Annotated in this window: 17 protein-coding genes; 15 read left to right on the forward strand and 2 right to left on the reverse strand. The window is 65.5% G+C overall.

Annotation, left to right across the window (positions count from 1 at the left end):
• Positions 1 to 71 precede the first annotated feature (71 nt).
• The gene (locus tag ACQR03_RS19435) at positions 72 to 1292 is read right to left on the reverse strand and encodes an ABC transporter substrate-binding protein (RefSeq protein WP_316184081.1); all 1221 of its coding nucleotides are present in this window, start codon (positions 1290 to 1292) and stop codon (positions 72 to 74) included.
• A 282-nt stretch (positions 1293 to 1574) separates the two neighbouring features.
• Between ACQR03_RS19435 and ACQR03_RS19440 the strand changes: the two genes are divergently transcribed.
• Together ACQR03_RS19440 and ACQR03_RS19445 are read left to right on the forward strand one after the other, a co-directional pair.
• Positions 1575 to 2267 (forward strand): TetR/AcrR family transcriptional regulator, encoded by a 693-nt coding sequence (locus ACQR03_RS19440; protein WP_315713541.1) that lies wholly within the window; start codon positions 1575 to 1577, stop codon positions 2265 to 2267.
• Between the two features lie 51 nt (positions 2268 to 2318).
• Entirely contained in the window at positions 2319 to 4364 is a 2046-nt protein-coding gene (locus ACQR03_RS19445) for an acetoacetate--CoA ligase (protein ID WP_316184310.1), read from the forward strand.
• Positions 4365 to 4386: 22 nt separating this feature from the next.
• On the opposite strand, the gene ACQR03_RS19450 is transcribed toward ACQR03_RS19445, so the two are convergent.
• Positions 4387 to 5292, reverse strand: a complete 906-nt coding sequence (locus tag ACQR03_RS19450; RefSeq protein ID WP_434841438.1) for a ribonuclease Z — start codon at positions 5290 to 5292, stop codon at positions 4387 to 4389.
• Between the two features lie 232 nt (positions 5293 to 5524).
• Here ACQR03_RS19450 and dinB point away from each other — a divergent pair, with 232 nt between their 5' ends.
• The 13 genes from dinB to gudD all read left to right on the forward strand — a co-directional run bounded on the left by dinB (position 5525) and on the right by gudD (position 19561).
• Positions 5525 to 6631 (forward strand): DNA polymerase IV, encoded by a 1107-nt coding sequence (gene dinB, locus ACQR03_RS19455; protein WP_434841439.1) that lies wholly within the window; start codon positions 5525 to 5527, stop codon positions 6629 to 6631.
• Between the two features lie 164 nt (positions 6632 to 6795).
• The gene (locus ACQR03_RS19460) at positions 6796 to 7617 is read left to right on the forward strand and encodes a sulfurtransferase/chromate resistance protein (protein WP_315713545.1); all 822 of its coding nucleotides are present in this window, start codon (positions 6796 to 6798) and stop codon (positions 7615 to 7617) included.
• Positions 7614 to 9005 (forward strand): chromate efflux transporter, encoded by a 1392-nt coding sequence (gene chrA / locus ACQR03_RS19465; RefSeq protein WP_434840890.1) that lies wholly within the window; start codon positions 7614 to 7616, stop codon positions 9003 to 9005. The genes ACQR03_RS19460 and chrA overlap by 4 nt, the downstream gene beginning before the upstream one ends.
• A 51-nt stretch (positions 9006 to 9056) precedes the next feature.
• Positions 9057 to 9971 carry a DUF1259 domain-containing protein gene (locus ACQR03_RS19470; RefSeq protein WP_434841440.1) on the forward strand — a complete coding sequence of 305 codons (915 nt, stop codon included), beginning with the start codon at positions 9057 to 9059 and terminating at the stop codon, positions 9969 to 9971.
• A 260-nt stretch (positions 9972 to 10231) separates the two neighbouring features.
• On the forward strand, positions 10232 to 10900 hold the full coding sequence (locus tag ACQR03_RS19475) for a Crp/Fnr family transcriptional regulator (RefSeq protein ID WP_316174377.1): 669 nt from the start codon (positions 10232 to 10234) through the stop codon (positions 10898 to 10900).
• A gap of 88 nt (positions 10901 to 10988) precedes the next feature.
• Positions 10989 to 11192: a YgaP family membrane protein gene (locus ACQR03_RS19480; protein ID WP_316200731.1), complete on the forward strand. Its 204-nt coding sequence runs from the start codon at positions 10989 to 10991 to the stop codon at positions 11190 to 11192.
• 70 nt (positions 11193 to 11262) lie between these two features.
• Positions 11263 to 12150 (forward strand): MBL fold metallo-hydrolase, encoded by an 888-nt coding sequence (locus tag ACQR03_RS19485; protein ID WP_316200730.1) that lies wholly within the window; start codon positions 11263 to 11265, stop codon positions 12148 to 12150.
• Between the two features lie 151 nt (positions 12151 to 12301).
• On the forward strand, positions 12302 to 12643 hold the full coding sequence (locus tag ACQR03_RS19490; RefSeq protein ID WP_316165875.1) for a hypothetical protein: 342 nt from the start codon (positions 12302 to 12304) through the stop codon (positions 12641 to 12643).
• Between the two features lie 177 nt (positions 12644 to 12820).
• Positions 12821 to 14935 carry a protein-disulfide reductase DsbD family protein gene (locus ACQR03_RS19495; protein ID WP_315752334.1) on the forward strand — a complete coding sequence of 705 codons (2115 nt, stop codon included), beginning with the start codon at positions 12821 to 12823 and terminating at the stop codon, positions 14933 to 14935.
• A complete protein-coding gene (locus ACQR03_RS19500) occupies positions 14932 to 15570 on the forward strand; it encodes a DsbA family protein (protein WP_315752333.1) in 639 nt (212 codons plus the stop codon). Before ACQR03_RS19495 ends, ACQR03_RS19500 begins: the two co-directional genes overlap by 4 nt.
• Positions 15571 to 16067: 497 nt before the next feature.
• On the forward strand, positions 16068 to 16970 hold the full coding sequence (locus ACQR03_RS19505) for a LysR substrate-binding domain-containing protein (protein ID WP_315713553.1): 903 nt from the start codon (positions 16068 to 16070) through the stop codon (positions 16968 to 16970).
• A gap of 134 nt (positions 16971 to 17104) precedes the next feature.
• Positions 17105 to 18049 carry a 5-dehydro-4-deoxyglucarate dehydratase gene (kdgD, locus tag ACQR03_RS19510; RefSeq protein WP_315825338.1) on the forward strand — a complete coding sequence of 315 codons (945 nt, stop codon included), beginning with the start codon at positions 17105 to 17107 and terminating at the stop codon, positions 18047 to 18049.
• Positions 18050 to 18205: 156 nt separating this feature from the next.
• Positions 18206 to 19561: a glucarate dehydratase gene (gudD, locus tag ACQR03_RS19515; protein WP_315825339.1), complete on the forward strand. Its 1356-nt coding sequence runs from the start codon at positions 18206 to 18208 to the stop codon at positions 19559 to 19561.
• The last annotated feature ends 11 nt before the right edge of the window (positions 19562 to 19572 follow it).

The following is a 19572-nucleotide window of genomic DNA, read 5'->3' on the forward strand; positions in this document are numbered from 1 at the left end:
GGGTGACGGAGAGACAGCGGGGTATCCTGGCGCGCAAGCGGCGCTCGGTCAGGCCATGGCCGATGAGAGGATTAGTCCGCCTTGACGTCGTCGGTCAGAATCGGACCCGATATGATCCAGCGCTGACCGTCGAATTTCATCATCTGGAATTGCTTGCTGATGCGGTAGTCATCGGGGGTTGTCGTCACCGACATTCCCGGCAGCCCGAGGTCGGGAACGAAGCCCTTGATGTTGGTCGCCTGCTTCATGATGTTGGCGCGCGTCAGCTCGTCGCCGCATTGCCTGAGAATGTGGACGAGCAGGGCCGCCGTCGAGTAGCCATAGGTCGCAAAGCCGCTGTTGGCGTCCTCGCCGGGCGCGTATTTCGCCATGAACGCCTTGTAGCGCTTCATGCCCTCGTCATCGGCCCATTGCGGATCGAGCGGGTCCTTGCCGTAGGCGACCGAGATGATGTCCTTGGCATTCTCGAGCCCTGCGGGCACGAGCACCTGACCGACCGCCGTCGCGTTGACCTCCAGGATGTGGACGGGCTTCCAGCCAAGCTCGGCGGCCTTCCTGATCGATTGCGCCGCGAATTTCGGCGTCGACATGTTGTAGAACAGATCGGCACCTGAGGCCTTGAGCGTCACCAGCTGGGAATCGATCGTCGGATCGGACAGCTCGTAGGACATCTCTTTCACGATCATGCCGGCCTTGGCGCCGAGCCCGTCCTTCAGCCCCTTGACGTAGTCTTTGCCGAGGTCGTCGTTCTGATACAGGATGCCGATCTTCGCGTTCGGGTGGTTCTCCAGAATGTATCTGGCGTAGATGTGCGCTTCCGACTGGTAGTTCGGGTTGGCGGAGATCGTCCACGGAAAGTTCTTGGGATCGGTGAAGCGGGACGCTCCGCTTCCCGCTAGAAGCTGCGGAACGCCCTTGCCGTTCAGATATTTCTGGACCGCGGCGTTCGGCGGCGTGCCGATGATCTGGAACGTGGTCAGCACCTCGTCGCTTTCGACCAGCTTGCGCACCTGCTCGACGGTCTTCGGCGGGCTGTAGGCGTCGTCATACTGGATAAGGTTGATCTTGCGCCCGTTGACGCCGCCCTGCTCGTTGATCATGCGGATATAGGCCGCTTCCGCCTTGCCGATGGCTCCGAAAGCGGAAGCCGGCCCGCTGAGCGGGTTGGTCTGGCCGATCTTGATCTCGGTGTCGGTGGCGCCGACGTCGTATTTCTTCTGCGCGAACGCCGGGGCGGAAAGGGCCACGCCGAGCATCAGCAGGGCAGCCCCCGTCGACTTGATCCGTGTCATGTGTCCTCCCGTGAGCGGCTGATCCATGGCCAGCCGATTGTCTTTGATGATGTCCGCGCACGACGAGACTGGCAGCGCGTTGCCCGCCGCCCGATCGTCGACCGTTCTCCATCAGGTCTCCGAGACCTACCGTCCGGCCGGCCACCGGTCAAGTTCATTCATTTAGCGCTAAATGAAAATGTTGGAAGCCCGAAGTCCTGCTTGACCGGGCGCGCCCACCCCCTCATCGTCAAACACCAACGGCGCCGTTCCTGTCTGCGCCGATCAGGGACCACGGAGAGCATGCCAGCACAGCCGAAATCCGAGGGACGCCGCACGCGCGCGGAACAGCGCGCGACGACGGTGAAGCTGATCCTCGACACCAGCGAGGAGCTGTTCGCGCAGCTCGGCTATTTCGGCGTGACGATCAAGGATGTGGCCGACAGGATGGGCATCCATCCCGCGCTGATCCATTACTACTTCGAGGGCAAGAGGGCGTTGTTCGATGCCGTGTTCGAGCGCCGCATGGAATACGCTGTCACGGTGCGCACGGCCGGGCTGGATGCCTACGAGGCCAAGGTCGGAGATCGTCCGACCGTTGAAGGCGCGCTGCGTGCCTATTATGACGGCGCGTTCGACGTCTACGTCAACGAAGAGGACAACTGGCGACACTTCGGCCGCATCTTCGCGCAGGTCGCCAACGCGCCGGGCTATGGCGTGGAGATGATGGACACCTATCTCGATCCCATGGTGCTGCGTCTCATCGGGCTGCTGCAGAAGGCGTTGCCCGACGCCACGCCTGAGGACCTGTTCTGGAGCTTCCAGTTCACCTCCGGCGCCTACTCGCTGATCCTGTCACGGACCGGCCGGATCGACCGCCTGTCCGGCGGCCTGTGCAAGTCCGACGATTTCGCCGCCGTCCGCGAGCGGTTCGTGACCTTCATGGCCGGGGGCTTCAACGCGCTCTACAAGCGGCGGAAGCAGAAGTCGAAATGAGCGCCTCTTGGCGTCTCCTGGCCGTACCATGCAAACAAGCCGGAACGAATGATGATAGCTCCCTACGTCCCGCAAATGGCTCTCTATCGGCAATGGCTGAGGGACAATCGCGGCCTCCACTTCGAGAACTTCGAGGAGATGCGGCAATGGTCCATCCGCGACCTCGACGGATTCTGGCGCAGCATCTGGGACTATTATGACCTGCAGTCGCCGACCGCGTTTTCGACCGTCCTGGGCAAGCGCACGATGCCGGGAGCGGTCTGGTTTCCGGGCGCTTCGGTCAACTACGCCCAGCAAGTCTTTCGTCACGTCGAAGCCGCCGATGCTGCGGCCCTGCCTGCGATCATCAGCAGTCACGAGGACGGCAGGCTCACGGAGACGACCTGGCCCGAGCTCCGGCGAAAGGCAGCCGCCCTGGCGCTGCATCTGCGCGAGCAAGGCATAGCGCCCGGCGACCGGGTCGCCGCCTATCTGCCCAATATACCCGAAGCCATCATCGCGTTTCTCGCTTCGGCGAGCATTGGCGCGATCTGGAGCGTTTGCGCCCCCGACATGGCCGCGCCCGCCGTGATCGACCGGTTCAAGCAGATCGAACCCAAGGTGCTGATCGCCTGCGATGCGGTCACCTATGCCGGCCGCCGGCACGATCGCCGCGGTGTCATCGAGGAGCTGCGCCGGTCGTTGCCGACACTCGGCCACGTCATCCTGCACAGTGACGATGCCGGCGCGCCGGTGAGCGGCGGGGTTCGTCTCTCGGACGTTCTGGCAAGAACGAGCCCTGGCGTCGATGCCTTCGAGCCGGAATGGCTTCCGTTCGATCATCCGCTCTGGATCGTCTACTCGAGCGGCACCACCGGGCTGCCGAAGCCGATCGTGCATGGTCACGGCGGCATCATCATCGTCACGCTGGCCCTGCTCGGGCTGCACAACGACATCGGCTGCTCCTATCAGCCCAATTCGTTCGGCGAGCGCTATCACTGGTACAGCTCGACCGGCTGGATCATGTGGAACAACCAGGTCGGCGCGCTCCTGAACGGGACCACGTGCTGCGTCTTCGACGGCAGCCCCGCCGGGCCGAAGGATCGTCCGGACTGGACCACGCTGTGGCGATTCGTGGCGAATTCGAAATCCACCTTCTTCGGTGCGGGCGCGGCGTTCTTCGCGAACTGCGTCAAGGCGGAGATCAACCTGACCGACGCGGGCGATCTATCCCGTCTGCGTTGCCTCGGGTCCACCGGCTCGCCGCTCAGCGCCGACACGCAGGCCTGGTTCGATCAGCGGTTCGCGGCGCTGTCGCAGGTCAATGGCAGCCGGGCGCAGGCGCAAATGTGGTGGGCCAACATCTCGGGCGGCACCGATTTCGCCGGCGCCTTCATCGGCGGCAACCGCGAATTGCCGCAGGTGCCCGGAACGATGCAGTGCCGCGTGCTCGGAGCAGCGGTCGAGGCCTTCAACGACCAGGGCAAGCCTGTCATCGGCGAGGTCGGAGAGCTCGTCTGCACCGCGCCGATGCCGTCGATGCCGCTGCGGTTCTGGAACGACGCGGGGAATGTCCGCTATCTCGCGAGCTATTTCGACGCCTTCGAGACGCGCGAGGGCGGGCCGGTCTGGCGGCACGGCGACTGGCTCAAGGTCGATCCGGACGGCTCCTGCGTGATCTATGGCCGCAGCGACGCGACCATCAATCGCCACGGGCTGCGCATGGGGACGAGCGAATTGTACTCGGCCATCGAAGCGCTGCCGGAGATCCTGGATTCGCTGGTCGTCGATCTCGAATATCTCGGCCGAGACAGCTACATGCCGCTGTTCGTGGTGCTGCGCGACGGCGTCGCGCTCGATGCGGCGATGAAGCGGAAGATCAACATGGCAGTGGAAGCCAGCCTGTCGCGACGCTTCGTGCCTGACGACATCTTCGCGGTTGCCGAGATTCCGCGCACGCTGTCCGGCAAGAAGCAGGAGCTCCCGATCAAGAAGCTCCTGCTCGGGCAGCCGCTCGACAAGGTCATCAACCGCGATGCGATGGCCAATCCCGGTTGCCTCGACTGGTACATCACGTTCGCCCAGAGCCGTTTGCAGAGCGGCTCAGGGGCGACGTAGCAGACGTGCCCGAAGCGAGCCGCTAGACCACCAGCTGGTCGAAATCGATCGCGACACGGCTGTCAGGAAAGATCTCCCGCGCCTCGGCGAGGATCTCCTCGTCGGGATAGCGGCCGGAGATGTGGTTCAGGACGAGCTGCCTGACGTTGCTGGACGCCGCCAGCCCGGCGGCCTCCGCGGCCGTCAGGTGGCCGTAGTCGCGAGCCATGGCCGAATCGCGCCGGAGGAAGGTCGCCTCGATCACGAGCATGTCCGCGTCGCGGACGTGCTCGTGCAGACCCTCGGTCGTTTCCGCATCGCCGGCGATGACGAGCTTCTTCGCCCCCTGCGGAGGCCCCAGAACATCCTCGGGATCGATGGTTCGGCCGTCCTCCAGCGTGACCGGCCGGCCCTCCGCCAATGCCTTCCGCACGGGCCCATCAGGCACCGCGAGCGCTGCCAGACGATCTGGCTTCAGATGGCGGCGCGCTCGACTCACAAATGCGAAGCCGAAGCTGTCGGTGTCGCGGTGCCGGACGGGAAAGCAGTTGATCATAAACTCGCCGGCGTCGAGAACCTCCCCGCGCCTGAGCGGAACGAGCTCAAGCGAGATCGGCGCGCGGCCCTCGCCCCACAGCCCTGCGAGCATTCGGACCACCACATCGAGCGCATCGGGGCCGCCGTGGACGCGCATGATGTCAGCGCTCCTGCGCAGCCGCAGGGTGGAAAACAGCCCGGGAATGCCGAGGACATGGTCGAAATGGCCGTGGGTGAGCAGGATCCGATCGAGCCGGCGAAAGCCTGCCCCACTGCGGAGCAGCTGACGCTGGGTCCCCTCGCCGCAATCGACGAGAATGCGATGCCGGCCTGCTCGAACGAGAAGGCCGGGATGATTGCGGTCCGCCGACGGAACGCTCGCCGAGGTCCCCAGGAAAGTGAGCTCGAACATCGCAGCTGCTTCAGGCCCATGGTCGCAACGTCGTGAGCGGCTTTGACGGCAGGTCCCGACTGCGTTGCTTCGTCTCGATCACGGTCGGCGATCCCTTCTCATGAGCGTGCTTCCGTCGTCGCCGATTGAAGGCTGAGGGAGACCGACGTCGCAACGTCTTTGTAAGGGACGTTGTTGGCAGCCAGCACTTGGCTGTGCAGACTTCATCGCCGCGCTCTGATAGAGCTTGGCCATGCCAAGCTCCGGCCCGGAACAGGATGGCGCGCCGACGGCCATTCGCAAGATCATCCACATCGACATGGATGCATTCTACGCGTCGGTCGAGCAGCGGGACAATCCCGAGCTGCGCGGCAAGCCCGTGGCCGTCGGGGGATCGCGCGAGCGCGGCGTGGTGGCAGCCGCAAGCTACGAGGCTCGGGCGTTCGGCGTGCGCTCGGCCATGCCGTCGGTGACGGCAAAGCGCCAGTGCCCGCACCTGATCTTCGTCAAGCCGCGCTTCGAGGTCTACAAGGCCATCAGCCAGCAGATCCGCGCCATCTTCGCCGAGCACACGCCGATCATCGAACCTCTGTCGCTGGACGAGGCCTATCTGGACGTCACCGAGAATCTGCAAGGCATCCAGCTGGCACGCGACATCGCCTTGCAGATCCGGGCCAAGATCAAGGCCGAGACCGGACTCAATGCCTCCGCGGGAATCTCCTACAACAAGTTCCTCGCCAAGCTGGCCTCGGACCATCGCAAGCCCAATGGGCAATACGTCATTTCGCCGGAGATGGGTCCGGCCTTTGTGGAGGGGCTGCCGGTCGGCAGGTTTCATGGCATCGGCCCGGCGACCGCAGCGAAATTCAACGCGCTCGGAATTCATACCGGGCTCGACATCCGCAACCAGACCCTGCCCTTCCTCCAGCAGCACTTCGGCAAGGCCGGCCACCACTACTACTGGATCTCGCGCGGCATCGACAATCGCCCGGTCCGAGCCAATCGCATCCGCAAATCAGTCGGCGCCGAAAACACCTTCTCGACCGACCTGACCGACTTCGAGCCGATGCTGGCGGAGCTGCAGCCGCTGATCGACAAGGTCTGGCAGCATTGCGAAACCAGCGGCAACAGGGGCCGGACGGTCACGCTGAAAGTCAAGTTCGCGGACTTCGAAATCATCACACGCAGCAGGTCCGTCGCCAACCTGGTCGCGAGCCGGGAGGATCTGGCACGCTTGTCCGTCGCGCTCCTTCAGAGCGAGATGCCCCTGGCCAAGCCGGTGCGGCTCCTCGGCGTCTCGCTGTCATCCTTGCAGCAGCAAGACATCGCAGTGGAAGCCCAGCTGCCCCTGCTGATCTGAGGCGGGTCGACCCCAATGGCGACCGCGGCGGTCCCCGATCGTTCCAGCACAGGGATGGGTTGACAGCCGAACAATCGAGCGCTTTATTCTGCGGCACGGGGATGTGCGATCTCCCCGCGAGGCGACATGCCCAAGAATCGCGTCCTGGTCACCAAGGGCGCAGCATGTCATCATCATACACCTCGATCTCACCCGAAAAATTGTCTCGACTGATCGGCACGGCGACCTCGCCACGGCTCGTCGACGTGCGTGTCGACGAGGATTTCGCCGCCGACCCACGCCTCATCCCCGGCGCCGTCAGGCGCTCCCATCTCGACGTCCAGCAATGGGCACCGAGCTTCACCGGCCAATCGGTTGTCGTGATCTGCCAGAAAGGCAAGAAGCTGAGCGAAGGCACCGCGGCCTGGCTCCGGTGCAGCAACGTCGCAGCCGAGGTCCTCGAGGGCGGCCACGTCGGCTGGACGGAGTCCCAACTCCCGACCGTGCCCGCAGACAGGATTCCCGCGAGGGACGACCGCGGCCGCACCGTCTGGGTCACGCGATCACGTCCCAAGATCGACCGCATCGCCTGTCCATGGCTGATCCGTCGCTTCGTCGATCCGGCCGCAGTCTTCCTGTTCGTGACGCCGGCCGAAGTCGAAGCGGTCGCCGAGCGTTTCCAAGCCACTCCCTTCGACATCGAGAATGTCTTCTGGAGCCACCGCGGCGAGCTTTGCACCTTCGACGTCATGGTCGAGGAGCTCGGTCTGCGGACACCACCCTTGGAACGACTCGCCACGCTGGTGCGGGCCGCGGATACGGCGCGACTTGATCTCTCGCCCGAGGCTCCTGGCCTCCTTGCCGCTTCACTCGGTCTGTCGCGAATGTACGACGACGATCTGGAGCAGCTGAGCGCGGGGCTGCTGCTCTATGATGCCTTCTACCGCTGGTGCCGCGACGCCACGAAGGAGGCGCACAACTGGCCATCCAGCAAGGTGAAGTCATGACGGACGTCGTAGCATCGCGGAAGCCGGTTGCGGCCGAGCACGCCCATGGCATCTCCTTCAACGACGCGCTTCTCGTGTGGATCCGGGTGGCCTGTCTGAGTTTCGGCGGCCCCGCCGGCCAGATCGCGGTCATGCATCGCATCCTCGTCGAGGAGAAGAACTGGATCTCGGAGAGCCGCTTCCTGCACGCCCTGAACTACTGCATGCTGCTGCCGGGACCCGAGGCGCAGCAGCTTGCGACCTATATCGGCTGGCTGCTGCACCGGACCACCGGCGGCATCGTTGCGGGCACACTTTTCATTCTGCCCGGCATTTTCGCCATCATGGGCCTCAGCTACATCTATGCGGCCTATGGCAATGTCGGCGTCGTCGAAGCCTTGTTCTTCGGCCTCAAGGCGGCCGTGCTGGCGATCGTGATCCAGGCCGTCGTCCGCGTCGGCAAGCGCGCGCTACGCAATCGGATCATGATCGGACTGGCGGCCGCAGCCTTCGTCGCGATCTTCTTCTTCCGCGCGCCGTTTCCGATCATCATCATTGCTGCCGGAGTCATCGGCTTCGTCGCTGCCCGCCTCGGCCGGCCGGAATTCGCAGCCCTCGAACACGGCGGCAAGAACGCCGGCGCGATCGACAGCATGCTCGGCGAGGCCGTGCCGGATCACGTCCGTCCGAACGCTTCGCGCGCGCTGCGCGTGGCGGCCGTTTGGCTCGCGATCTGGCTCGCCCCCGTCTTCGCACTGCTGATCCTGCTCGGGCCGAACGACGTCTTCGGTCAGATCGCTATCTTCTTCAGCAAGATGGCGATGGTGACGTTCGGCGGCGCCTACGCCGTGCTCGCCTACGTCGCGCAACAGGCCGCGGAGTACTATCACTGGGTTGCTCCGCGCGAGATGCTCGACGGCCTCGGCATGGCTGAGACGACTCCCGGTCCCCTGATCATGGTCGTCCAGTTCGTGGGCTTCATGGCCGCGTTCCGCGGGGCGAGCGGGCTGTCTCCCATGCTCGCAGGCACGCTGGGCGGACTGCTGGCGACGTGGGTGACGTTCGCGCCCTGCTTTCTCTGGATCTTCGTCGGCGCGCCCTACATCGAGGCGTTGCGGGGAAACAAGGCGCTCGGCGGCGCGCTCTCGGCCATCACCGCCGCCGTCGTCGGCGTGATTCTCAATCTCTCGATCTGGTTCGCGCTGCACACCCTCTTCCGCGAGACCTTTCCGATCCAGGGATTCGGACTGTCATTCGACGCGCCCCGGCCGATGAGCATCGACCTGCCGGCCGTTGTCCTGTCGGTTGCGGCCGCCACGGCCATTTTCCGCTTCAACGTGGGAATGCTCGTCGTGCTCGCCGCCTCGTGCATCGCGGGCATCCTGATGCGCTTTGCGGGCGTCATCTGAGAGCACGCTGCGACGGAACATGGGGCAGTGCCAGACCAAAAGGAGCGAACGATGAGAAGCACGATCTGGAGTCTGTTGGGCCTCGGCGCCTGCCTCCTCGCACACGGCGCCGGACCGATCGTCTCGACGGCGCGCGCACAGGACATCGATTGGCAGAAGGTCGACGAGACATTGGGCCGGAAGCCGTCCGTGGCGGGAGACGTCCGCCGGTACGGCTTCCCGCGCACCGATCTCGCGGTGACCCTGGACGGCGTAACCATCCGGCCGGCGCTCGCGCTCGGCGGCTGGGTCGCGTTCAAGCCGGCGCATGGCGGCACCATGATCATGGGTGATCTCGTCCTGCTGGAATCAGAGGTCAATCCGGTGATGGCGAAGATGATCGCCGGCGGGCTCGAAATCAGCGCCGTGCACAACCATCTGCTCCGCGCGAGCCCAGCAACGTTCTACATGCATGTTGCCGGTCACGGCGATCCCGTCAAACTCGCGTCCGCCATCCGCGACGCCCTCGCCGACAGCAAGACACCGTTGACGGTTGCGGCGTCGCCGACTACGCCGCCGCCGGACATCGATCTCGATACGGCGCAGCTCGATCAGATCCTGGCGATCAAAGGACAGGCCAATGGCGAGGTCTATCAGTTCAGCGTGCCGCGACGCGATCCCATCGTCGAGGGTGGACTATCCTTGTCTCCCGTCGCGGCGATGGGCGTCGCGACGGGCATCAACTTCCAGCCGACCGGCGCAGGCAAGGCCGCCGTCACCGGTGACTTCGTGCTGAGCGGGGAGGAGGTGAACCCCGTGATCCGGACGCTCCGTGCCCACGGCATCGAGGTCACGGCGCTGCATAGTCACATGCTGGACGAACACCCCCGCCTCTTCTTCATGCACTTCTGGGCGAACGATGATGCGATCAAGCTCGCCAAGGGTTTGCGGGCGGCGCTCGACAAGACGGCAAGCACCAAGAGCTAAGAGCAAAGAGCGAGGAAAGGCGCGGTCCGAGAGTATGCGGGCCTTGCTCTGCCGGCAGGTGCGGCAACCTTTTGGTCTGGCCCACCTGCAACGGCCGCGCATGCGTGAGACGCCGATCGGTGGCAAGGCAACGCGCTGCCGGAGTCCATGCGAGCTCTCTCGTCCGAAGATTGGGGACGGGGGCAGATCCCGTCCCTCGACCCACGCGCGATCCTATGGCAAGTCTGGACGACGCCGATGTGGCGCAGCCGGATGTCGTAATGCCGTCGAAGCAGGACTGGACGCTCGCTTTCCCGCCGTTGCGGCAATTGCCGGAGGAGATCTCCGCGCAGTTGCGCGAGGCCAGCCTCATTGTCGAGCTTCCGGAAGGCAGCCGGATCTTCGGCCCCGGCCAGGCGCCGGACTCCTTCCTGCTGCTGCTGGACGGGACCATCCGCGTGCAGCAGACGTCCGAGTCCGGCCGCGAGATCGTGCTCTACCGCGTCCAGGCAGGCGAGAGCTGCGCGCTGACCACGGCCTGCCTGATGGGTTACGAGGAATACCAGGCCGAGGGCATCGCGGAAACCCGGATCCGTGCCGTGGCGATCCCGCGCGCGCTGTTCGACCGGCTGATCGCCAGCTCGCGCGAATTCCGCCAGTTCGTCTTCACCGCGTTCAGCCGCCGTGTCACCAATCTCTTCCGCATCATCGAGGAAGTCGCGTTCGAGCGGATCGATGTGCGGCTCGCGCAGAAGCTTCTGGATCTCGCCGGGGCGAAGCAGCAGATCGCTGCGACGCATCAGGAGCTCGCCAACGAGCTCGGCAGCGCGCGCGAGGTCATCAGCCGGCAGCTCAATGAATTCGCAAGGCGCGGCTGGTTGCGAATGGCTCGCGGAATCGTCGAGATCACCGACAGACCGGCGCTCGTCCAGCTGGCCCAGCATGGCTAGGAACCGGCGTCTCTTGGTGACTTAGTTACATACCCGCGCAATGTCCCGCTCTATCGTCTGCATCATCGCAAGCCAAAGGGAGCGCGACATGACACAGAACATTGGCAAGATCGACCGGCTGCTCAGGATCATCGTCGGACTCGCCATCCTCAGTCTCACGGTCGTAGGGCCGCACACCTTGTGGGGCCTTCTGGGCCTGATCCCGCTCGGCACCGCACTGACCGGCTGGTGCCCGCCCTACGCGATGCTCGGCATCAATACCTGCGGAACGAAGTCCAATCCGACGTCTTAGACCGTTCTGGACGACAAAACGGGGCGTGGGCGGCGATGCCGCCCCAGAGCCAAATCGTGGAGCAGCAGCCATGTCCTATCCAATCGATCTCGGCGTGCAGCCGAAGGTGGCCGGATTCTTCGATCCTGACACCAGCACGATCAGCTACGTGGTGAAGGACCCGTCATCGCCGTCCTGCGCGATCGTCGATCCCGTCCTCGACATCGACTACGCGGCCGGCCGCATCAGCACCCGTTCCGCCGACATGCTGATCGACTACGTGAAGATCAACGGCCTCAGGCCAGAGTGGCTGATCGAAACGCATGCGCATGCGGATCATCTCTCCGCTGCGCCCTATATCCAGGACAAGCTCGACGGCAAGATCGGCATCGGCGAACATATCCTGACCGTGCAGGAGACCTTCGGCAAGGTCTTCAACGAGGGCACGGAGTTTCGCCGCGACGGCAGCCAGTTCGACCGGCTGTTCAAGGATGGCGACACCTATCAGGTTGGACAGATGACGGCCTTCGTGATGCACACGCCCGGCCATACGCCGGCCTGTGCCACACATGTGATGGGCGATGCCGCTTTCGTCGGCGACACCCTGTTCATGCCCGACGGGGGAACGGCGCGGGCCGACTTTCCAGGCGGCAATGCGCGCACGCTGTTTCGCTCGATCCGGAAGATCCTTGAAACGCTGCCGCGCGAGACCCGGCTGTTCATGTGTCATGACTATGCCCCCAACGACCGCGCGGTGCGCTGGGAAACGACCGTCGGCGAGGAGCGGCTCCACAACATCCACGCGCGAGACGGGATGACCGAGAACGAGTTCGTCGCGCTCCGCGAGGCGCGCGACAAGACGCTCGGCATGCCGCGCCTGATCATTCCATCACTTCAGGTCAACATCCGCGCCGGACATCTTCCTCCCGCGGACGCGACGGGAAAGACATTCCTGAAGGTACCGATCAACGTACTTTGAGAACCACTCGCTTTGCTCACGCGATGCCGGCTTGGCCGCGAGCTCGCGGTGTCACGAAGATGTCAGTTGCCAAGAGCGGCCGGTCTGCGCGACCAGTCCAAATTGGAGAAATTGATCCAAGATGAGGCGTGCTGATTTCGAGATGCCAGCGATGACACGCCGCCTGATAGCGGCGCTGATCGCGCTCGTCTTGAGTCTGGCGCCTCTGCTCGGAACGTTCGAGGTTGCAACGGCAGACGCCGGCGCCGGTGCGCACCAATGGTCCCGAACGACCACGAGCGCGCCCAAGCCCTGCAGGAAGGCCGTCATCCCGGGCATGATCAACACGTGTCCGTTTGCCGCGGCTGGTCTGACCGCCGTCCCGGCGAGCGACAGTGCGGCGGCGCAGCCGGTTGCCGCCTCCCGGACGCTGTCCTGGCGCCCCTATGACGAGGCGCTGACAACGCAATGCGACGCGTCCTCGCCCTACCGTCCCCCCTGTCGCCACGCCTGATCCTTCCGTCGTCATCGGCTTACGGGCCGCGTAACGTCGCGACTTGAGCGGACGAATATCCACCATCGATCGTGCGTCGTGCAGGTCGGCTTAAGGTGCCCATTGCCAGGCGCGCCTTGCGCCGGGTCGCGCAGCGCAACTGCCACGCAATGCACGATCAGCGCGCGGGAGATCATCATGTCCATCCGTCATCTTGGCCGGCTCGCATGGCTGCTCGGCCTGCTCCATCTTGCGGCGACGACCGCTGTCGCGGGCGAGCTGCGCCCGCAGGCGAACGTCGACACGCGCCTGCTGGTCGGCGACGTCACGCGAGCAGACGGCGGCCCGGCCGCGGCATGGGCCGGACTGGATGTCAGGCTGGATGCAGGCTGGCACACCTATTGGCGCTCACCCGGCGATGCCGGCGCGCCACCCGAATTCGACTGGAGCGGCTCACGCAACGTCGCCGATGTCACCGTCGAATGGCCGGCGCCGAGCCGCTTCAGCGAGCAGGATATCGACACGTTCGGCTACGCTGAGCACGTGCTGTTTCCGTTGCGCGTGCGGCTCGAGGATGGAGCGGCGCCCGCACATCTCACACTGAAAACGGTGCTGTTCGTCTGCTCGGTCATCTGCACCCAGCAGGAGGCCCATCTCGAGGCCGACATCCCCGCCGTCTCGCACCGGCCGAACGATCAGGCGCTGATCGACGAATGGCGGCAGAGCGTCCCCCGCGCGAGCTCGCCGGGGCTCTCCATCACGGCGTTGCGCATCGATCGGCAACCAAAGCCGCATCTGCAGCTCGAGGCGCATGCGACGCCGCCACTGCACGCGCCCGACGTCTTCCTTGATGGGAACGATGCCGTGTCCGGCGGCCGTCCCCAGGTGAGCCCGATGTCGGACGGCGGCGTACGGATCACCGTGCCGGTGCAAGGCTTCGATCAGGCCGGTCCGGGACAACGCCTGCGGGTCACCCTGGTCGATGGCGACCGATCGATCGAGGCCATGCTTCCGGTGGATGCCGATCAAGCTGCTCGCGCTTCTGCGGCCAAAGCAGCCACACCGGCACCGCGTCCTTCGGCGGCATCGATCTGGACCATGCTCGGCGTGGCCCTGCTCGGCGGCTTCATCCTCAACTTCATGCCCTGCGTGTTTCCGGTGTTGTCGCTGAAGCTCGTTTCGCTGGTCGATCACGATCCCGCACACGCGCCCTCGCCGCGCCGGGCATTCCTGGCGACGGCGGCCGGCATCGTCGCCTCGTTCGTGACACTTGCCACCGTCCTCTCCGCACTCAAGGCCGCGGGCGCCGAGGTCGGCTGGGGCTTGCAGTTTCAGCAGCCCGCTTTCCTCATCGCGATGATCATCGTGCTCGCGGCATTCGGTGCCAACCTGCTCGGCCTGTTCGAGATCAGCCTGCCGTGGTGGATCGCCGGCCGCCTTGGCAACGCCGCGAGCCACAGGACGATGGCAGGTCATGCCATCAACGGCTTCGTCATGACGCTGCTGGCCACGCCGTGCTCCGCGCCGTTCGTCGGGACCGCCGTCGCTTTTGCGCTGTCGCAGGCCGCACCGCAAATCCTGCTGGTGTTCACCACGCTCGGGCTCGGCATGGCTGCGCCATATCTGTCTCTGGCCGCGGCGCCAGGCCTTGCCGCACTCTTCCCGCGGCCCGGCCGCTGGATGCTGAAGCTGCGCGTGCTTGCAGCGCTCGCGATGGCGGCGACCGCGCTATGGCTGCTGATCGTGCTCGCCGACATCAGTGGACCCTCGACTGCGGCCGTCCTTGCCGCTGCGCTGCTCGTCCCCGCTCTGATCATGGCGTCGCTCCGTTTCCCGTTGCGGCGAACGATCGCCGGAGCCGGCCTCGCCGGCACGATCGGACTGGCGCTGATCGCCGCCACCTCCGTCAAGCAGCCGGACGGCGCAAGCCGGCCGGCCGGAATCGCCTGGCAGCCGCTGGTGCCCGCCGAGATCACGGCGCAGGTGCGGGCCGGTCACACGGTCTTCGTCGACATCGGCGCCAGCTGGTGCGTCACCTGCAAGGTCAACGAGAAGCTCGTGCTCGACAGCACGGCCGTGCGCAGCCGACTGGCGTCGGGCGTCGTTGCCGTCAAGGCGGACTGGACCTCACCCAGCGACGCGATCGCGACCTATCTCCGATCCTTTGGCCGCTACGGCCTGCCGTTCAACGTCGTGTTCGGCCCCGGAGCTCCTAACGGCATCCTGCTCCCCGAACTGCTGACGCCGCAGACCGTGCTGGACGCCATCGACACCGCCTCGACCATCCCTCATCAGGAGAACGACAAGTCATGACCACGAAGACCTTTGCCGCATCGATCGCCATGCTGCTGCTGTTGACTGCGGCCATCCTGCCGATCCAGTCTCGCGCCGAGGACGACGACACCGACATTCTGAGCGAAGCGCGCATCCTGCACGATCCCGCCATCCCTGCTGTCGGAAACGCCGAGGGCGACATCACGATCGTCGAGTATTTCGACTATCAGTGTCCGTATTGCCGCAAGATCAGCCCGGAGCTCGCCAAGGTGGTTCGCGACGACGGTCACGTCCGTCTCGTCTTCAAGGATTGGCCGATCTTCGGCGGCGCCTCGATCTACGCGGCACGCCTCACCCTGGCGGCGAGATATCAGGACAAGTTCGCCGAGGCCCATGAGGCGCTGATCTCGCTCAATGAGAAGCTGTCCGAGGCCAAGGTCGATGCGGCGCTCAGCGGTGCCGGAATCGACCTCGCCCGCGCCAAGGCCGACCTCGCGGCCAAGCACGCCGACATCGACGCCGTGCTCGCGCGCAATCACGAGCAGGCCACGGGCCTCGGCTTCCGCGGCACGCCGGCCTTCATCATCGGCCATTTCCGCATCCCCGGCGTCCCCAATGCACAGGCTTTCAAGCAGGCCATTGCGGATGCCCGCGCTGCTGCATCCGCCAAGTGAGCAGGCACCTGACGCTCGCCATGGACAGCCGCAGCGCCGCGCCCGCAACGTGCGGCTCAGTAGCTGGCCACAACGGAGAAGGAGATCTCGTTCCGGACGTTTGGGACAGCGGAGCTTCCTGATTCACTTCCGCGATAGGATAGAGTGAGGTCGTGATGCGGTTGGCCGGCACGGTCAGGCCGATCTCGGCATTGGCGAGGTGGCAGCCGGGGTCGTCGGCCGCGGCATGGCCGGCGATGCGCGGCGCACGCCGCGGGCGTATTGCATTGCAGATGTCAACATGTGCGCGGGCACCACGGCGGCCGGCGACTCGGGATTGCATCATCGCTTCGCTCCGCGCATGACGGCCGCGGCAGGCAGTGGCCCCGCCTGATGCGAACCGCCGAGCTGGGCGCGTCTGCCAAGCCGCGGCCGATGATCCCGCCAACATTCCCACGGCACCCAATCGATGCTACCAAGCCCGCACAATCCGCCGTATCCATGCCGAGGACGCATCGATGTTCGACCTCAACCAGCTGCGCTGCTTCGTCACCGTGGCCGAGGAGCTGCATTTCGGCCGCGCCGCGATCCGGCTCAACATGACGCAGCCGCCGCTGTCGCGGCAGATCCAGGTGCTGGAGCACATCATCGATGCGGTGCTGCTGGAGCGCACCAGCCGCTCGGTCAAGCTGACGCCGGCCGGGCGCAGCTTTTTGCCCGAGGCACGGCGCATCCTGAAAATGGCCGAGAGCGCCGCCCAGGTGGCGCAGCGCATTGCCAGCGGCAAGAGCGGCTCGCTCAAGATCGGCTTCACCGCGGCCGCGGCTTACAGCTTCCTGCCCGATCTGGTCGCCGCCTGCCGCAGCGAGCTTCCAGAAGCCGATCTGTCGCTGAAGGAAATGGTCTCCGGCGACCAGATCGAGGCGCTGGCCTCCGGCCAGATCGACGCCGGCCTGCTGCGGCCGCCGATCGCGCGCCCCGAATTCGCCACCCGCCGCGTCGTCGCCGAGCCGCTCTGCGCCGCGCTGCCGCGCCGCCATCGTCTCGCCTCCGCCGAGGCCGTGTCGATCCGTGATTTCGACGGCCAGAACTTCATCATGTATTCGCAGACCGAGGCGCGCTATTTCCACGATCTCCTGGTGTCGCAGTTCATGCGTGCAGAGGTGCTGCCCCGCTACGTGCAGCATCTGAGCCAGATCCACTCGATCCTGGCGATGGTGCGCGCCGGCCTCGGGCTTGCGATCGTGCCCGAAGCTGCCTCCAGCCTGAAGATCGCCGATGTCCGGCTGCGGCCGCTGAAGCTGCGCAACCCGACGCCGGCCGAGCTGTTCCTGGTCTGGCGGCGCGATCACGACAATCCGCTGCTGCCGGCACTGGTCGAGCTGGCCGGCAATCTCGCCGTGCAGCACGCGGAAGATTGATATCTGATCTGCATCAATCGATACCATCATTGGCTTGGACCGGCATCGAACTTGGTCCTACGACATCGCCCGGGGGAATGCGCGCCGGCGCCGGCCGCGCCCGTTCCCAAGGACATTCGTGAAGGACCCGCGCGATGAGCAAGATGACCCCGACGGAAATGGCTGCGAAGATCGGCAGCGGCCTGCTCTCCTTCCCCGTGACGCCGTTCAAGGCCGACTATTCGTTCGACGAGGCCACCTATCGCGCCAACATGGACTGGCTGTGCGGCTATGACGTCGCGGGCCTGTTCGCTGCCGGCGGCACCGGCGAGTTCTTCTCGCTGACCGCCGCCGAGGTGCCGGAGGTGGTCAAGGTCGCGGTCGACGAGACCAAGGGCCGCGTGCCCGTGCTCGCTGGCACCGGCTACGGCACCGCGATCGCGCGCGAGATCGCGATTGGCGCCGAGAAGGCCGGCGCCGACGGCCTCCTGCTGCTGCCGCCCTATCTGATGCATGCCGAGCAGGACGGCCTCGCCGCCCATGTCGAGGCGGTCTGCAAATCGGTCAAGATCGGCGTCATCGTCTACAACCGCGACAACGCCATCCTGCAGCCGGACACCCTGGCACGGCTGTGCGAGCGCTGCCCGAACCTGGTCGGCTACAAGGACGGCATCGGCGACATCGAGCTGATGACCCGTGTCTACACCAGGATGGGCGACCGCCTGACCTATATCGGCGGCCTGCCGACCGCCGAGACCTTCGCCCTGCCCTATCTCGACATGGGCGTGACGACCTACTCCTCGGCCGTGTTCAACTTCGTGCCGGAGTTCGCGACGAACTTCTATGCCGCAGTGCGCAAGCGCGACCACGCCACCATCCAGGCCGGATTGAAGGATTTCATTTTGCCGCTGATCGCGATACGCAACCGCAAGAAGGGCTACGCGGTCTCGATCATCAAGGCCGGCATGAAGGTGATCGGCCGCGATTCCGGCCCTGTCCGCCTGCCGCTGACCGATCTGACCGCGGAGGAGATGGCGGAGCTGACGGCGCTGGTGAAGGCGCTGCCGGGCGCCGTCTCGGCACAGCAGGCGGCGGAGTGATCTTGCTGTCATTCCGGGGCAAGGCCGCAAGGCCTTGAACCCGGAATCTCCGAGTTGATGGATAAGAAGAGACGCAAGCCAATCTCTGGATTCCGGGTTCAGCCCTGACGGGCTGCCCCGGAATGACGGAGATAGGAAGAAGACCGGGAGGAGCACATGAGTCACGCAGCCACCAGCACCGGAATCTCCGGCGCGCCGATCGTCACCGGCATGGAGGTCATTCCGGTGGCCGGCCGTGACAGCATGCTGCTCAATCTCAGCGGCGCGCATGGGCCGTTCTTCACCCGCAACCTCGTCATCCTCACCGACAATGCCGGCCACACTGGCGTCGGCGAGGTGCCCGGCGGAGAGAAGATCCGGCAGACGCTGGAGGATGCGAAGAGCCTGATCGTGGGCAGGAGCATCGGCGCCTGTAACACCATCCTCGCCACGATGCGTACCGCCTTCGCCGATCGTGACGCCGGTGGCCGCGGCAAGCAGACCTTCGATCTGCGCGTCATGATCCATGCGGTGACCGCAGTCGAATCCGCGCTGCTCGACCTGCTCGGTCAGCATCTCGGCCTGCCGGTGGCGGCCCTGCTCGGCGAAGGCCAGCAGCGCGCCTCCGTCGAGGCGCTCGGCTATCTGTTCTTCATCGGCGACCGCAAAAAGACCGACCTGCCCTACGCCACCGGCGAGCGCGAGAAGGACGGCTGGTATACGCTGCGACATCAGGAGGCGATGACGCCCGAAGCTGTGGTGCGGCTCGCCGAGGCGACGCACGACGCCTATGGCTTCGCCGACTTCAAGCTGAAGGGCGGCGTGCTCAAGGGCGAAGCCGAGATCGAGGCGGTGACCGCCATCGCAAAACGCTTCCCGCAGGCGCGCGTCACGCTCGACCCCAACGGCGCCTGGTCGCTCGATGAAGCGATCCGGCTGTGCAAGGACATGCACGGCATCCTGGCCTATGCCGAGGACCCGTGCGGCGCCGAGGCCGGCTTCTCCGGCCGCGAGATCATGGCCGAGTTCCGCCGCGCCACGGGCCTGCCGACCGCGACCAACATGATCGCCACCGACTGGCGGCAGCTCAGCCATGCGCTGCGGCTCGGCGCGGTCGACATTCCCTTGGCCGACCCCCATTTCTGGACCATGCAGGGCTCGGTGCGCGTCGCCCAGACGTGCCGCGACAATGGCCTGACCTGGGGTTCGCACTCCAACAACCATTTCGACATTTCGCTGGCGATGTTCACCCACGTGGCCGCCGCTGCGCCGGGCAAGGTCACCGCCATCGACACCCACTGGATCTGGCAGGACGGCCAGGCGCTGACCAAGGCGCCGCTGCAGATCAAGGGCGGCAGGATCGCCGTGCCCGAGCAACCTGGGCTCGGTGTCGAGGTTGACCGCGGCGCCATCGAAAAGGCCCATGCGCTGTACAAGAGCCACGGGCTCGGTGCACGCGACGACGCCGTCGCAATGCAGTATCTGATCCCCGGCTGGACCTTCGACGACAAGCGCCCCTGTCTCGTGCGATGACGGGGGCGATC

It is taken from the genome of Bradyrhizobium sp. HKCCYLS3070 (assembly GCF_051167575.1).
Taxonomy (GTDB): Bacteria; Pseudomonadota; Alphaproteobacteria; order Rhizobiales; family Xanthobacteraceae; genus Bradyrhizobium.

What these genes read in the sequence shown, in the direction of transcription:
- ACQR03_RS19435 (WP_316184081.1), bottom strand. Translation starts at nt 1,292, where the DNA reads ATGACACGGATCAAGTCGACGGGGGCTGCCCTGCTGATGCTCGGCGTG.
- ACQR03_RS19440 (WP_315713541.1), top strand. Translation starts at nt 1,575, where the DNA reads ATGCCAGCACAGCCGAAATCCGAGGGACGCCGCACGCGCGCGGAACAG.
- ACQR03_RS19445 (WP_316184310.1), top strand. Translation starts at nt 2,319, where the DNA reads ATGATAGCTCCCTACGTCCCGCAAATGGCTCTCTATCGGCAATGGCTG.
- ACQR03_RS19450 (WP_434841438.1), bottom strand. Translation starts at nt 5,292, where the DNA reads ATGTTCGAGCTCACTTTCCTGGGGACCTCGGCGAGCGTTCCGTCGGCG.
- dinB (WP_434841439.1), top strand. Translation starts at nt 5,525, where the DNA reads ATGCCAAGCTCCGGCCCGGAACAGGATGGCGCGCCGACGGCCATTCGC.
- ACQR03_RS19460 (WP_315713545.1), top strand. Translation starts at nt 6,796, where the DNA reads ATGTCATCATCATACACCTCGATCTCACCCGAAAAATTGTCTCGACTG.
- chrA (WP_434840890.1), top strand. Translation starts at nt 7,614, where the DNA reads ATGACGGACGTCGTAGCATCGCGGAAGCCGGTTGCGGCCGAGCACGCC.
- ACQR03_RS19470 (WP_434841440.1), top strand. Translation starts at nt 9,057, where the DNA reads ATGAGAAGCACGATCTGGAGTCTGTTGGGCCTCGGCGCCTGCCTCCTC.
- ACQR03_RS19475 (WP_316174377.1), top strand. Translation starts at nt 10,232, where the DNA reads ATGCCGTCGAAGCAGGACTGGACGCTCGCTTTCCCGCCGTTGCGGCAA.
- ACQR03_RS19480 (WP_316200731.1), top strand. Translation starts at nt 10,989, where the DNA reads ATGACACAGAACATTGGCAAGATCGACCGGCTGCTCAGGATCATCGTC.
- ACQR03_RS19485 (WP_316200730.1), top strand. Translation starts at nt 11,263, where the DNA reads ATGTCCTATCCAATCGATCTCGGCGTGCAGCCGAAGGTGGCCGGATTC.
- ACQR03_RS19490 (WP_316165875.1), top strand. Translation starts at nt 12,302, where the DNA reads ATGACACGCCGCCTGATAGCGGCGCTGATCGCGCTCGTCTTGAGTCTG.
- ACQR03_RS19495 (WP_315752334.1), top strand. Translation starts at nt 12,821, where the DNA reads ATGTCCATCCGTCATCTTGGCCGGCTCGCATGGCTGCTCGGCCTGCTC.
- ACQR03_RS19500 (WP_315752333.1), top strand. Translation starts at nt 14,932, where the DNA reads ATGACCACGAAGACCTTTGCCGCATCGATCGCCATGCTGCTGCTGTTG.
- ACQR03_RS19505 (WP_315713553.1), top strand. Translation starts at nt 16,068, where the DNA reads ATGTTCGACCTCAACCAGCTGCGCTGCTTCGTCACCGTGGCCGAGGAG.
- kdgD (WP_315825338.1), top strand. Translation starts at nt 17,105, where the DNA reads ATGAGCAAGATGACCCCGACGGAAATGGCTGCGAAGATCGGCAGCGGC.
- gudD (WP_315825339.1), top strand. Translation starts at nt 18,206, where the DNA reads ATGAGTCACGCAGCCACCAGCACCGGAATCTCCGGCGCGCCGATCGTC.